Here is a 13,459-nt window from a genome sequence, read left to right as displayed (position 1 = left end):
GTTCCCGAGATGGGCAGAGTTCCCGTACGGGCCGCCGGGCTCCGGGCGCGGGGTCAGGCCGAGAGCGGCGCCGCGGCCTCGTCGACGGCGGTGCACAGGTCCGGGTAGACCTCGAAGAGGCGGCGTACGCCGAGCGCCGCCAGCACCCGGTTGACGTGCGAGCCGTCGACGGCTCCCTGGGCGGGCAGGATCAGCCGCAGCCGTCCCTGGCAGGAACGCATCAGCCGGCGGGCGGCGATCAGCACGCCGACGCCGCTGGAGTCACAGAACTGGACTCCGGACAGGTCGAGTACGAGCGATCGGCGGCCGTCCGCCACCGCGTTGTGCACATGCTGGCGTACCGCGGGCGACGTGACCATGTCCATCTCACCGGAGACCTGGAGTACCGCCCAGGGGCCCTGTTGGTCCTCTGCCACCTTCAACGACACGCGCTCGAAGCCTTTCGCTCGCTTGCGGACGGATGTGCCCGGCTGCATCCGGAACTCACCCTTCCCCGGCTCGACTGCCCGGCCTCGATCCGCTGAAACCCGTGCGAACCGTCGGCACACCGGTGACGCAAAAGGCCGTTGCCTTCCAAGGCTATGCCCAGGACGGGGCGGGTTTTCTCCGATATTCGGTCACACCCGGGTAACAGATCGCCGCATAGAGGCGTAAGCGGTCACCATCGAGCATCATCGGCACCTCTACGGACAGCTTCATTCAGCCTCCCCGGGCCCGCACAACCGCCTGCGCGACCGTCCGCGCGACCAGCGGGCGGCGGCAGCGGCCGTCAGTCCTTTACCACCCGCGTCCCCCTCAAGGCTCGGTTTGCCGCAAACGAGCATCCGTTGTCAGACCCGCCCATTACATTCGTTGGCACGGCGGATTCGGTGATCCTGCACACAGAACCGGGCAAAGTGTGTGCGGGAGTGTCGGCTGAGGTGTGAGCCCACAGCCGAAAGGGCAGGGATGGGGGTCCGATGGGACACGACGCGCCACCGCGCTGGGACAGGCGGATGCAGCAGCGGCTCACGCGCGGTGAGGCAGCCGCGCTCGGTGAGCTCTACGACCGCTTCGCCTCGCTCGTCCACAGCCTCGCGTACCGCGTCCTGGACGACGAGGACACCGCCGACCGCATCACCCGGGAAGTGTTCGGCTACATCTGGGAGCACCCCGGCACCTACGACCCCAAGCAGGGCTCGCTGCGCTCCTGGGTCGCCGGCCTCACCCGCCACCACGCCGTCCAGCGGCTGCGCCAGACCGAGGCCGCCTCGGCACGCGACTGCGGGGACGAGGCCCCCGAGCCCGCAGAGATAGAGCAGCGGATCCGCGAGGCCTCGACCGCCGCCCGCGCCGACTACATCGTCACGTCCATGCCCGCGCCGCTGCGGGCCGCGCTGGAGCTGGCGTACTTCCAGCGCCGGGACTACCGCCAGACCGCCGCCGACCTCGGCGTCACCGAGGACGAGGCGCGCCGCCGGCTCCGCCTCGGCCTGCAGCTGCTGTCCACCGCCCACAACCACCAGGCCCTGCCGCCCACCCACCGCACCACGTACACGTCGAGCACTGTGCGCGCCACCCCCGCGGCACCTCGTGCGCCACAGTCGTCACACGCGCCCCGGGTGCCGCGCGCACCGCACACCCACCACACCGGCCCCGGTTCCTCCGCACCGCCCGGCCCCGGCCATGGACGGACGCGATGAACGGCCCGGACGAGTGGGACGGCTGCGAGCTGCCCGGCGGACCGGATGAACGGCCGCGGATACCGGCACCGCGCCCCGCCGCCGAGGACCACGGCCCGCTCCCCGACATCCCGCCCGCGCCCGCCGGCGATCCGCTGGGCCCGTCGGGCCACGACACCTCGCCGGGCGACGCCCGCCGCCCGTACGGCATCGCCCCGCGCGCACCGGAAACCGGGCCCGTGCCAGGCCCCGCGATCGGACCCGCGACCGGCCCCGTCGTCCCCGGGCGGTTTCCGGCGCCGATACCCGCCCCGTCGCACGCCGTCCTCAAGTCCCTCCTCGGTGCCTGGGCCCTGTCGGCCTGCTCGGCCGAGGAGACCGCCGCCGTCGAGGCGCATCTGACCGACTGCGCCGCCTGCGCGGACGAGGCACTGCGGCTGCGCGACGCCGTCGGGCTGCTGCACCCGGCCGACAGCCTCGACCTCGATCCGCGGCTGCGGTCCCGTGTGCTGGAGGGCTGTCTGGGCCGCCGGCCGGCCCGCATCCCGGTGCCCGACTGGGCGGCTCCGTACGACGCGGAGACCGCCAAACTGGATGCGCTGCTGCGCGACATGGGCGAGTCGGAGTGGCGCGCTCCGGTGCGGCTGCGCTGGTTCGAGGACGAGCGTCCGATGGCACGGGAGACCACCGTCGCCGGTGTGATCGGGCATCTGACGGCGGTCGACGGCCTGGTCGCGACGGCGCTCGGCCTGCCCGACCCGCTCGGCACCGCCGCCCCGCCGGGCACCCCGAACCCCCTCATCCGTACGGAGACGTTCTGGCGGGCCACGGACCAGCTGCTCGACCGCCCGGCCACGCACGGCCCCTGGCGCGACCAGAGTTACGCCCTGATGCGGCAGGTCTCGTTCGCCGGCGGCAAGGTGGCCGAACTCGACGTCCCGTACGGGGACTTCAGCCTCGCGCTGCGCGACGCGTTCCTGGACCGCGCCTTCGAGTGCTGGGTACACGCGGGTGATATCGCGGACGCGGTGGACTATCCGTACGAGGCCCCGGCCGCCGCACATCTGCACCGTATCGTCGACCTCGCCGCCCGGCTGCTGCCCAGTGCGCTGGCCGACCGCCGCCGGGCCGGGCGCGCCGCACCGCCGCGGCGGCTGGTGGAGGCCGGCGCCCCGGGCCGTACGCTCCACCTGGAGGTCGAGGGCCATGGCGGCGGCCACTGGTACATAGCCCTGGACTCACCGGCCGCCATCGGCACACCGGATCACACGGTCGCGCATATCGCCCTGGACAGCGCCGAGTTCTGCCAGCTGGCCGCCGGCCACATCTCACCCGAGGACGCCGCCGCGGGGCAGAACGGTGAGCGCGACGCGATCCGCGAGGTGCTCTTCGCGACCGCGTCGCTGTCCCGCCTTTAGCGTTCCCGCTTCCAGGGCTTGCCTTCCGGAGGATTTGGGAATCCGGGGAATCCGGGGGCTTTCCCGTAGGGGGCGGTCGAACAGATCCCGTAGGGGATCCGAGCGCCCCCTCGGGACCCACAACGTGACGGGCACGGAGAGTATTCCTCAGCGACGGAGAGCGCTCAGGCGAAGACGACCGTCCGGCTGCCGTTCAGCAGCACCCGGTGCTCGCTGTGCCACTTCACGGCGCGCGCCAGCGCCTGGCACTCGACGTCCCGGCCGATCGCCACGAGCTGGTCCGGCGTGACCTCGTGGCCGACCCGCTCGACCTCCTGCTCGATGATCGGGCCCTCGTCGAGGTCCGCGGTGACGTAGTGCGCGGTGGCACCGATGAGCTTCACGCCACGGGCGTGCGCCTGGTGGTACGGCTTGGCGCCCTTGAAGCTCGGCAGGAAGGAGTGGTGGATGTTGATGATCCGGCCGGACAGCGCCTTGCACAGATCGTCGGAGAGCACCTGCATATAGCGGGCGAGCACCACCAGCTCCACGTTCTCCGCCGCCACCAGCTCCAGCAGCCGCGCCTCGGCCTCGGGCTTGGTGTCGCGAGTGACCGGAATGTGGTGGAACGGGATGCCGTACGAGGAGACCAGCTCGGCGAAGTCCGTGTGGTTGGAGACCACGGCCGCGATCTCGACCGGCAGCGCGCCGATCCGGGAGCGGAAGAGCAGGTCGTTGAGGCAGTGCCCGAACTTGGACACCATCAGGATGATCCGCATCTTCTCGTCGGCCCGGTGGAGCTGCCAGTCCATGCCGAAGGAGTCGCCCACCGCCGCGAAGCTGGCCCGCAGCTTGTCCACGCTGACCGGGGAGTCCGCGGTGAAGTGGACCCGCATGAAGAACAGCCCGGTGTCGCGGTCGCCGAACTGCTGGCTGTCCTCGATGTTGCAGCCGGTCATGAAGAGGTAGCTGGAGACGGCGTGCACGATCCCCGGCTTGTCCGGGCAGGACAGGGTGAGGACGTACTGATCGCCTCGGCCGCCGCGATCTCCGCGATCTCCGTAATCTCCGTGATCGTTCGTGCGGCCGTTCCGGTCGGGGGAACCGGACTGGTCGAGGGGACCGGGCTGGGGGGACTGCGACTCGCTCATGACCTCATAGGGTCGCACATCCGGAGCGCTGCTCAGGCCGCGGTGGCCGGCTGACCGGTCATGAGGGCCAGCACCCGCAGCGCGCGGGGCGCGGCTTCGGGGTCCTCGCCGTCGGCCGTCGCCAGCCGGACGTGGGCCTCCCGGGCCGCCCGTACGGCCTCGGGCCAGCCCTCGTGCGCCGTGTACGCGGCGACCGGGGCGTCCGGACCGACCTGGTGCAGGATCCGCAGCACCCGCAGCACCGCGATGTCGACCAGCTGGGCCTCCTGGGCGTCACGGAAGATCGTGCCGATGTACCGGTCGGCGGACCAGTGATCCAGCCAGGTGTCCTCGACGAGGCGGTAGACGGCGTCGGTGACATCTCCGTACCCGGGCCGGCCGGCCAGCCAGACATCCCGGTGGAAGGCGGGGTCGGAGAGCATGTGCAGCGCGGAGCGCACATTGCTGCGCCAGCGCCACCACGGCATGTCGTTGAGTGGCATACCGCCCATGGTGGTCGAGCGACGGCCGCGACGGGAAGACTTCTCCGAACCTTGCACGGTATGTGATCGTACGTTCCGCTTCGACGATCTCAAGCGGGCCCCCGGAGTTCACCTCCAGGTCACCGTCCGTTGCGCCGTCGTCACTCGAACGTTCCGGGCGGGGCGCCAGGCTGCGGTGCCATGACCGGACGGCGACGCTCCTCCCCCCGCCCCGCCCGCCACGTTCCCACGGTCGCGATCGTGTCGACGGTGGCATGCGGGGCGGCCCTCGCGTCGCTGCTCTCGGGCTGCGGCTCCCTCCCCGGACCGGGGGAATCCGGGGAGAAGGAGCCGGTCACGGTGATGACCTGGGCGCCGGAGGAGACCAAGGCGACCAATATGCCCGGGATGCCGGCCATGGCCCAGGCGTACGCCCGCTGGGTCAACTCCCGCGGCGGTATCCGAGGACACCACCTGAGGGTGCTGACCTGCAACGAGCGCAACGACTCGGTGGCCGCCGCACAGTGCGCCCGGCGCGCGGTGGACCAGGGGGCGGTCGCCGTCGTCGGCTCGTACAGTCAGTTCGGCCGCCAGTTCATGTCGCCGCTGGAGGTCTCCGGCATCCCCTTCATCGGCGGCTACGGCGCCTCCGCGGAGGAGTTCGAGAGCCCGCTGTCGTACCCCGTCAACGGCGGCCAGGCGTCGCTGCTCGCCGGGAACGGCCGTCAGCTGGCGGGCGACTGCACCCGCGTCGTGCTGGTCCGCCCCGACACCATCCAGGGCGACCAGATGCCGTCCCTGCTCAACTCCGGGCTGCGGAACGGCAGTCGCGAGCCGGCCAGGGACATCAGGGCGCCGGAGGACGGCACCGACTACACGCCGCAGGTGACCCGCGCCCTGGCGGCGGTCGGCGCGGACCCGGCCGTCCACGGGTCGGCACCGGCCGGCGGAGCGGCGGCCGGCTCCTGCATCGCCGCCTCGCTCGGCGACCACACCGACGCGTTCTTCGACGCGTTCCGGCGGCTCCAGAAGGAGCACCCCAAGGTGCGGGTCGCCTCCGTCCTGGGGAGCGTCGGCCAGTCGCTGCTGGACCGTACGGGCGGCGGATCCGGACCCCTGGAGGGCGCGGACATCACGGGCTGGTACCCGGCCGCCGGGGACCGCCGCTGGGACCCGATGCGCAAGGTCATCACCGACTTCGCCTTCGACGACAACCGCATCGACCCGGCGGACCAGGGCGTCCAGACGACCTGGATCGCCTACACCGTCCTCCGCGCGCTGATCGAGGAGCTCGACGACCGGGGCGTCGACGCGATCACCGCACACGATCTGCAGACGACGCTGGACCGCGGCGACCGCGCCGTCGACACCGGCGGCCTCACCCCGAAGCTGCGCTGGCGCGACGAGGACATGCTCGCCGTGCAGGACTTCCCGCGCATAGTGAACGCCATGGTCACCTACCAGGTCGTCCGGGACGGCGAACTGGTCGCCGCACGGGACGGGTTCGTGAACGTCACCGGGACGCTGGAACGGCGCCGGACGGACAACTGACCGGACCAGGGACCGGGAGCCGGGCGGGCGGGCGGCTCAGAGCTGTTCGGGGCGGCGCTCCGTCAGGCCGTACTTGCGGGCGAGGGGGTTCCACAGACGCGCCGCCTCCTTCTTGGCCTGGGTGGCCTGTCCGCTGGCGGCGTTGCCCTGGGAGGTCTCCTTGGTGGCGCGGGCCTTGCCTTTGTGGCAGCCCTTCTTGTCGGCGACCTGGCCGGCCCAGGCCGCGTAGTGGTTGTCCGCGGCGGCGGAGGACTCCCAGGCCTTGGTCAGCGCCGCGGTCAGCGCGGCATGGTCGCCGATCCGGTCGACGGGCAGCTTCTTCAGCCGCTCGACCAGGTCGTTGCGCTGCCCGGCCGCGGCCCGCAGGTCGTTGGCCGCACCGGCGAGGTTGTCACAGGACTTGATGTCGTTGACGGCGCCGATCACCGACGAGCGGCTGTTGTTGCTGTCGGCCAGCAGCGCGTCCAGGCCCTTGGCCTGGCCCTCGGCGGGGTCCGCGGCCGGCTTCGGCTCGTCCTTCTTCTCCGCGGGACCGGCCGCCGGGCCGGCGCTGTTCCCGGGGGCCGGCTTCTTCTCGCCATCGTCGCTGCCGCCGCCACTGAGCATCCAGCCGAGACCGAGGCCGGCGCCGGCGAGCAGGACCACGACACCACCGATGATCGCCACCGGGGCGAGCCGACGACGGCGCCCGCCGCCGTCCTCGTCGTGGAAGGCCTGCTGGTCGTACGGGTCGTGGCCGCCGCCGGGCGGGAACTGCCGAGCGTAGCCCTGGCCGGAGGCCTCGTACGGGGGACGGGGACGGCCCTGGTCCTCGAAGCGGGGCAGCTGCGCGGTGGCGTCCGCCGCGTCCACCGGATGCCCGCCCGGTCCGCCGGCGGGCTGCGCGCCCGGTCCGTCGCGGAACAGGCCCTCGAACTCGGCGGGGGTGGGGCGGTCGCCGGGCGCCCCCGGGCCCGCTCCCGGCGCGCCCGGGCCCGCTCCCGGCGCGCCCGGTCCCGTTCCCGGCGCACCCGGGCCGGTGCCGAACGGCGTGCCCGGAGGCGGGGTCGGCGTCCCGCCGCCCACCGGGCGGAGCAGCTGGGTGGCCTCGGAGTCGCCCGCGCCGCCGGCACCGGGCATCGGCTGCCGGGCCTGCGGCACCGGGTGGGGCCGGCCCTGCGGCCGGCGCTGTCCCGGCTTGATGGCACGCAACATGGTGGTGGACTCATCGGGCGTCTCGGGCGGCAGCGGCGCGGCGCCAGGAGCACCGGGGGTACCGGGAGCGCCGGGGGTGCCAGGTGTACCGGGAGCGCCGGGGACACCAGGGGCGCCGGGAGCGCCAGGAGCGCCGGAGCGGGAGCCGATGGGGGGTATCAGTGCGGTGGCCTCCGCATCGCCCGCAGCGGGCGGAAGGGGCGCACCGGTCTGCGGGGTGGCCCGCACCAGCGCACCGGGCGCGCCCTGCTGCGGGGGCGCCTGCGGCGGCATCGACGGCGGTGCGGGCGGTATCGGTGGCTGCCCCTGGGGCGGCGGCGGGAAGCCCTGGCCGCCGCCCTGCGGATGTGGTGGCCGTCCGGGCGCGGGGGCCGACGGGGGCTGCGGCTGCGCCGGTGCCGGCTGCTGGCCGGGGCCCCACGGCTGGCCCCAGGGCTGCCCGGCGGGCGGTGCGGCCTGCTGGTCGGGCGCCCACGGCTCACCGTCAGGGGGCAGCACTACGCCCTCTCGCGCGGGACCGGCCGCAGAATTCTGCGGGTCGTGGCCCTGTCCGCTCTGCGTCACCGCAACTCCTACCGACGTGCAGACCTGTGGAAACTATGGAAACTCGGCTGCACGCTACCGGTTCGCAGTGACGTTCGACCATGTCGCCTGGTCACCACCCCCGCCCGCCCCCTCCGGTCGCGTCGGACGGACCCAGCTGACGGCCCGCCCGACGCATCACGACCGCATGACGCATGACGCATGAGGCATGACGCACCAGGACCGCATGACGCATCACGACCGCATGGCGACAAAACCGGTGTCAGGCGACAAAGGCATCAGGCGACGAAGCAGGCGAAGCAGACGCCACCTCCTGACGCGGCTTCGGTCACGCCGCCACCGCCCGGAGGTCCAGCCGCGCGCCGAACTCCCGTACCACCGGTTCGTCCCGGTAGGGCTCCAGCCGCAGCTGGAAGTCCTCCAGGTACTCCGTACCGCGGTCCGAACGCAGCCCGCTCAGCAGCTCCACCGCCTGCGTGCCCGTATGACACGCGTGCTCGACCTCACGCTGCTGCACCTGGGCACCGGCCAGCAACAGCAGCCCGATGGCGCGGCGCCGCACCCGGCCCTCCGTATGCCCGTTCAGCGCCTCCTTGGCACGCTGGGAGGCCGGGCCCGGCTGCCCCAAGTCCCGGTGGCAGTGGGCGAGTTCGTCGGCCAGATACGCCGGGTCGAAGTGCGCGATCCACGCCGGGTCGTCGCCGGAGCCGGCGGCCCCCTCGGCGCGCTCCATCGCGGCGACCGCCCTGCCGGCCACCGCCTGGAAGGCCCGGCTGTCGCCCATCAGGGCGTGCCCGCGGGCCTCCGCCGCGCAGAACATCGCCTCGGTCCGCGGGGTGACGTGCCCGCGGGCGCCTTCCTGCGCGGCGCGGGCGAGTTGGGCGATCTCCCGCGGATTGCCGAGGGAGGCGGCGAGGTGGCTCATGCTCGCGGCGAGCACATAGCCGCCGTAGCCACGGTCACCGGCGGCCTGGGCCAGCCGCAGCGCCTGGATGTAGTAGCGCTGCGCGAGACCCGGCTGTCCGGTGTCGACGGCCATATAGCCGCCCAGTTCCGTCAACCGCGCGACGGCGGCGAAGAGTTCCCGCCCCACGGACTCCCGGTACGAACCGGCCAGCAGCCCGGAGACCACGCTGTTGAGGTAGTGCACCACGACCGGCCGGACATGGCCGGCGCCGAAGCGGTGGTCGAGTTCGCCGAGCGCCGCGGTCATCGCGCGTACCGCGTCGACGTCCGAGATCCCGACCCGGGCGCCGGCGTTCCGGGCGACCTGGGTGTCCGCACCGGTGATCAGCCAGTCGCGGCTGGGCTCGACCAGCGCCGAGGCGGCGACCGTGGAGCCGCTGAGGAAGTCGCGCCGCCCCACGTCACTGCGCCATAGCTCGCAGACCTGCTCGATCGCCCCCAGGACGGTCGGCGAGAACTGCAGGCCCACCCCGGACGCGAGGTTCTTGCCGTCGGCCATCCCGATCTCGTCGATGGTGACCGTACGGCCCAGTTTGCGGCCCAGTGCCTCCGCGATGACAGCCGGGGCGCGGCCCCGGGGCTGCTGTCCGCGCAGCCAGCGAGCCACGGACGTCTTGTCGTAGCGCAGGTCGAGACCGTGCTCCGCACCGCACATGTTGACGCGGCGGGCGAGCCCCGCGTTGGAACAGGCGGCTTCCTGAATCAGCGCTTGCAGCCGCTCATTGGGCTGCCGCGCGACGAGTGGCCTGGCGGCCATGCTTGTTACCCCCTGATTACTGCTGCGCGTTCACCGGCGAACGCCGTTCTCCGTGATCGATGCCCCGCGAATATCCCGGATATCCGAGTCATCCCGGATATGCGCGATAGCCGCGATAGGACGGATCGGACCGATAGGTGCTTTGCGGCGGGATGCGTTCCAGGATGCGGACACGGAACTGATCACAAGGCATTGATCACAAAGACATATGGCGCGCGGCGGTGTCCGCGCACAGACAGCGGCACCGCCGTGCAGGGCCTCCCCCTCGTGCACCGCGGCCGCCGCCGGGCGGCCTTTCCGCCCGTCACGCAGGTGGCTACCCGCGGCCCGGCCCCGGCCCGCCTACGCGCCCCCACCAGTGCTTCCATGCGCCCCACGTGCAAGAACGATGCGCCGGGCAGGTCGTCCCTCGAGCCGTAACCCTTGGTGACACGGAGAGTTGTCATCAGCGTGGAAGAGACCATCGGAGTCACAGGAGCCGCGCAGATCCCCAAGCAGCGCGGCGAGCAGCTGCTCGACACTGCAGTGCGTTACGCGGAAGAACGCCATTGGGACGTGTTCCCCGGCGCATGGCTGGAGCACGACGGCGAGACACCGCGCTGCTCGTGCGACGCCGACGACTGCCCCGCGCCCGGCGCGCACCCCGTTGCGCCCGGCTGGGCCGGACTGGCCAGCGGCAGCGCGACCGCCGTGCGCCGGATGTGGAGCAGGCATCCGCGGTCCTCGATCCTGCTGCCGACGGGCCGGACGTTCGAAGCGCTCGACGTACCGGAGACCGCCGGCTGCCTGGCGCTCGCCCGTATGGAGCGGATGGGGCTGACGCTCGGCCCGGTCACCCGCACCCCGGACCGGCGGATGCTCTTCCTCGTCCTGCCCGGCGCCTCGGCGAAGGTGCCCGACCGCGTACGGAACATGGGCTGGTCGCCGGCCGGACTCGATCTGATCTGCCGCGGCGAGGGCGAGTACATCGCCGCCCCGCCGACCCGGGTGGGCACGCACGGCTCCGTACAGTGGGCCCAGCGCCCGACCGCCGCCAACCGCTGGCTGCCGGACGCCGACGACCTGATCAGCCAGCTCGCGTACGCCTGCGCACAGGACGCGGTGGCGGCCCGGACGCGCTGACCGGGGCACACCGGCCCCGGGCGGGCTTCCTCGGGGCCAGGCGGTCTCACCGGCGCCTGGCCCGCTCACCTCCGACGGCCACCGACGGCTGTCAGTGGCTCCTCGTATCGTGGAGTGCCGGACGGGGGCCAGGCCGGCCCCTGCGGGGACGTCGGAGGGCAGGACCGGTGACCAACGATCCAGGGCACATCGACAGGCAGGCCGCCGCTTCGGGCGGCCCGGCCGCCGTACGCATCCAGGGCCTGTGGAAGAAGTTCGGCGAGCAGACCGCCGTCCACGGCATCGATCTGACACTGCCCGCGGGCCGCTTCATCGGCCTGGTCGGGCCCAACGGCGCCGGCAAGACCACCACCCTCTCCATGGTGACCGGCCTGCTCCGCCCCGACGCCGGACTGGTCGAGATCGGCGGCCACGACGTCTGGCGGGACCCCGTCGCCGTCAAGTCCCGCATCGGGGTGCTCCCCGAAGGACTGCGGCTCTTCGAGCGCCTCTCCGGACGCGAACTCCTCGGCTACACAGGGCGCTTGCGCGGCCTGCCCGGCGACGAAGTCGACAAACGGGCCAGCCAGCTCCTCGAGGTGCTCGACCTGTCCGGCTCCCAGCACAAACTCGTCGTGGACTACTCCACCGGTATGCGCAAGAAGATCGGCCTCGCCGCGGCACTGCTGCACAACCCCGAGATCCTCTTCCTCGACGAACCCTTCGAAGGCGTCGACCCGGTATCGGCGCAGACCATCCGCGGCGTACTGGAGCGCTACACCGCCTCCGGCGCGACCGTCATCTTCTCCAGCCACGTCATGGAACTGGTCGAATCGCTCTGCGACTGGGTCGCGGTGATGGCCGCCGGCCGGATCCGTGCCCAGGGCCCGCTCGCCGAGGTGCGCGGCGCCGCGCCGTCCCTCCAGGACGCGTTCCTGGAACTGGTCGGCGCCGGCGACCGGGGCGCGGCACACCACCTGGACTGGCTGGGCGGTGGCGGCGCCCGATGAGCACCGGATCCGTGACGCCCGAAGCAGCCCCGGTGACCTCGCGCCCGGCCGCCGTACCGTCCCTGACCGCCGTCTTCGTACGGCTGAAGCTGTCCCTGCTGCGCAACGGGCTGCGCCAGTCGACCGGGCGCACCCTGGCGTACGTCGCGTCCATCGTCGTCGGCCTGCTGTTCGCCGCCGGTGCCGTACTGGGGCTGACGGCGCTGCGCGGCAACGCCCATGTGGGCGCGCTGGCCGTGCTGCTGACGGGGATCCTCACCCTGGGCTGGGCGGTGATGCCGCTGTTCTCCCCCGGGGGCGACGAGACGCTGGACCCGACCCGGCTGGTCATGCTGCCGCTGCGGCCACGGCCCCTGGTCCGCGCGCTGCTGGTGGCCTCGCTCGTCGGTATCGGCCCGGCCGTCACCTTCGCGCTGGTGGCCGGCTCGGTCATCGCGGTCGCCCATGGACCGGCCGCCGCGGTCACCGGCGTCCTGGCCGTCGTTCTGGTGGTGCTGGTGTGCGTCTCGCTGGCGCGCGCGGTGGCCACCGCCGCGATACGGCTGCTGACCAGCCGCCGGGGCCGCGACCTCGCCGTGCTGAGCGGCCTGTTCATCGCGCTCGGCGCCCAGGGCGTCAACATCGCCGCCCAGCGACTGGGCCGCCCCGACGGCCTGTCCGTCCTGGAGCCGCTGGGGGACGTGCTGCGCTGGGTGCCGCCGGCCTCCGCGATCAGCGCCGTCGAGCACGCCGGCCAGGGTGCGTACGGGCGGGCACTGGCCGGGCTGGGACTGACGGCGCTGGTACTGGCGCTGCTGCTGTGGTGGTGGCAGCGCACGCTGACGACCCTGATGACCGCGCCGGACTCCTCCACCCTCCAGGCGGTGGAGAAGGACAGCGCACGTCGGTCCGGCACCGGCGAGCGGGGGCTCGCGCGCCTGCTGCCGCGCGGGCGCACCGGCACGGTCATGCTCCGTACGCTGCGCTACGCCTGGCGCGACCCGAAGTCGAAGATGTCCTGGGCGAGCGCGCTGGGCCTCGGTCTGCTGCTGCCGGTGGTCACGTCCGTGCAGGGCAACGGCAGCATGTACACGACGTTCTCCGCGTCCGCGCTGCTCGGTATGCAGATGTACAACCAGTTCGGGCAGGACACTTCGGCGTTCTGGATGGTCGCCTCGACGATCGCCACGCCCCGCGACGCCTACCGGGAGCTGCGCGGCCGGGCGGCGGCGCTGGCGCTGGTGGCCGTTCCGTACGTGACGCTGGTCGTGATCGGCTTCGCGGCGCTGGTCGGCCCGTGGTCGGCCTTCCTGGAGGTGTACGGGCTGTCGCTGGCCGCACTCGGCGCCCTGATAGCCACCGGTGCTCTGGCCTCCACGCTCTTCCCCTACTCCATCCCGTCGGAAGGCAACAAGAACGTCGCCCCGGGCCAGGGCGCCATCGCCTGGTTCAGCCTCCTGGGCGGCGTCGTGGCGGCCGGGATCCTGTGCGCACCGCTGATCGCCCTGACGATCTGGCTGCACGTCGCCGGCCTGAACAGTCTGCTGTGGATCCTCCTGCCGGCCGGCGTGCTCTACGGCACCGGCATCGCCGAACTGGGCTTCCGGGTGGCCGCTCCGCGGGTGGTGGGGAGGTTGCCGGAAATCCTGACCGCCGTGAGCAAGTAGCTGCGCCCGTCCGCTGCGCTT

Annotated in this window: 10 protein-coding genes and 1 pseudogene; 6 read left to right on the top strand and 5 right to left on the bottom strand. The window is 72.7% G+C overall.

Translation table 11 applies throughout. The features are described 5' to 3' along the window. Window positions 1-53: 53 nt before the first annotated feature. Window positions 54-428, bottom strand: coding sequence for an STAS domain-containing protein (locus AZE13_RS01060; RefSeq protein WP_066927064.1), 375 nt, complete (start codon window positions 426-428; stop codon window positions 54-56). A gap of 531 nt (window positions 429-959) precedes the next feature. Between AZE13_RS01060 and AZE13_RS01055 the strand changes: the two are divergent. Both AZE13_RS01055 and AZE13_RS01050 read left to right on the top strand, forming a co-directional pair. Beyond that, window positions 960-1,496: pseudogene (locus AZE13_RS01055) on the top strand (sigma-70 family RNA polymerase sigma factor); the annotation flags it as partial. A gap of 182 nt (window positions 1,497-1,678) precedes the next feature. Further along, complete coding sequence (locus AZE13_RS01050; protein ID WP_066925578.1) at window positions 1,679-3,079, top strand: zf-HC2 domain-containing protein; 1,401 nt, start codon at window positions 1,679-1,681, stop codon at window positions 3,077-3,079. Window positions 3,080-3,243: 164 nt separating this feature from the next. Here the strand turns inward: AZE13_RS01050 and purU are convergent, their stop codons facing one another. Both purU and AZE13_RS01040 read right to left on the bottom strand, forming a co-directional pair. Then, window positions 3,244-4,209 carry a formyltetrahydrofolate deformylase gene (gene purU, locus AZE13_RS01045; protein ID WP_258527522.1) on the bottom strand — a complete coding sequence of 322 codons (966 nt, stop codon included), beginning with the start codon at window positions 4,207-4,209 and terminating at the stop codon, window positions 3,244-3,246. A 32-nt stretch (window positions 4,210-4,241) separates the two neighbouring features. Then, window positions 4,242-4,700, bottom strand: coding sequence for an SCO4402 family protein (locus AZE13_RS01040; protein WP_066925575.1), 459 nt, complete (start codon window positions 4,698-4,700; stop codon window positions 4,242-4,244). 171 nt (window positions 4,701-4,871) lie between these two features. On the opposite strand from AZE13_RS01040, the gene AZE13_RS01035 reads away from it, so the two are divergent. Beyond that, window positions 4,872-6,221 carry an ABC transporter substrate-binding protein gene (locus tag AZE13_RS01035; RefSeq protein ID WP_066925571.1) on the top strand — a complete coding sequence of 450 codons (1,350 nt, stop codon included), beginning with the start codon at window positions 4,872-4,874 and terminating at the stop codon, window positions 6,219-6,221. A 36-nt stretch (window positions 6,222-6,257) separates the two neighbouring features. Here the strand turns inward: AZE13_RS01035 and AZE13_RS01030 are convergent, their stop codons facing one another. Together AZE13_RS01030 and AZE13_RS01025 are read right to left on the bottom strand one after the other, a co-directional pair. Next, on the bottom strand, window positions 6,258-7,979 hold the full coding sequence (locus tag AZE13_RS01030; protein ID WP_258527521.1) for a hypothetical protein: 1,722 nt from the start codon (window positions 7,977-7,979) through the stop codon (window positions 6,258-6,260). A gap of 307 nt (window positions 7,980-8,286) precedes the next feature. Continuing rightward, on the bottom strand, window positions 8,287-9,681 hold the full coding sequence (locus tag AZE13_RS01025; RefSeq protein ID WP_066925565.1) for a transcriptional regulator: 1,395 nt from the start codon (window positions 9,679-9,681) through the stop codon (window positions 8,287-8,289). Between the two features lie 450 nt (window positions 9,682-10,131). Here AZE13_RS01025 and AZE13_RS01020 point away from each other — a divergent pair, with 450 nt between their 5' ends. The 3 genes from AZE13_RS01020 to AZE13_RS01010 all read left to right on the top strand — a co-directional run bounded on the left by AZE13_RS01020 (window position 10,132) and on the right by AZE13_RS01010 (window position 13,438). Next, complete coding sequence (locus AZE13_RS01020) at window positions 10,132-10,803, top strand: bifunctional DNA primase/polymerase (protein WP_066925562.1); 672 nt, start codon at window positions 10,132-10,134, stop codon at window positions 10,801-10,803. Window positions 10,804-10,970: 167 nt separating this feature from the next. Then, a complete protein-coding gene (locus AZE13_RS01015; protein ID WP_079123574.1) occupies window positions 10,971-11,792 on the top strand; it encodes an ABC transporter ATP-binding protein in 822 nt (273 codons plus the stop codon). Beyond that, window positions 11,789-13,438: a transporter gene (locus tag AZE13_RS01010; protein WP_066925559.1), complete on the top strand. Its 1,650-nt coding sequence runs from the start codon at window positions 11,789-11,791 to the stop codon at window positions 13,436-13,438. Before AZE13_RS01015 ends, AZE13_RS01010 begins: the two co-directional genes overlap by 4 nt. Window positions 13,439-13,459 lie beyond the last annotated feature (21 nt).

It is taken from the genome of Streptomyces sp. NBRC 110611 (assembly GCF_001590865.1).
GTDB lineage: Bacteria > Actinomycetota > Actinomycetes > Streptomycetales > Streptomycetaceae > Streptomyces.
Note: the sequence above shows the minus strand (reverse complement) of the source record. Positions and strands in the feature narration are given on the sequence as shown.

Bases quoted from the DNA above. Each gene is read 5' to 3' on its own strand.
- AZE13_RS01035 (WP_066925571.1), top strand. From the start codon at position 4,872: ATGACCGGACGGCGACGCTCCTCCCCCCGCCCCGCCCGCCACGTTCCC.
- AZE13_RS01050 (WP_066925578.1), top strand. From the start codon at position 1,679: ATGAACGGCCCGGACGAGTGGGACGGCTGCGAGCTGCCCGGCGGACCG.
- purU (WP_258527522.1), bottom strand. From the start codon at position 4,209: ATGAGCGAGTCGCAGTCCCCCCAGCCCGGTCCCCTCGACCAGTCCGGT.
- AZE13_RS01010 (WP_066925559.1), top strand. From the start codon at position 11,789: ATGAGCACCGGATCCGTGACGCCCGAAGCAGCCCCGGTGACCTCGCGC.
- AZE13_RS01025 (WP_066925565.1), bottom strand. From the start codon at position 9,681: ATGGCCGCCAGGCCACTCGTCGCGCGGCAGCCCAATGAGCGGCTGCAA.
- AZE13_RS01040 (WP_066925575.1), bottom strand. From the start codon at position 4,700: ATGGGCGGTATGCCACTCAACGACATGCCGTGGTGGCGCTGGCGCAGC.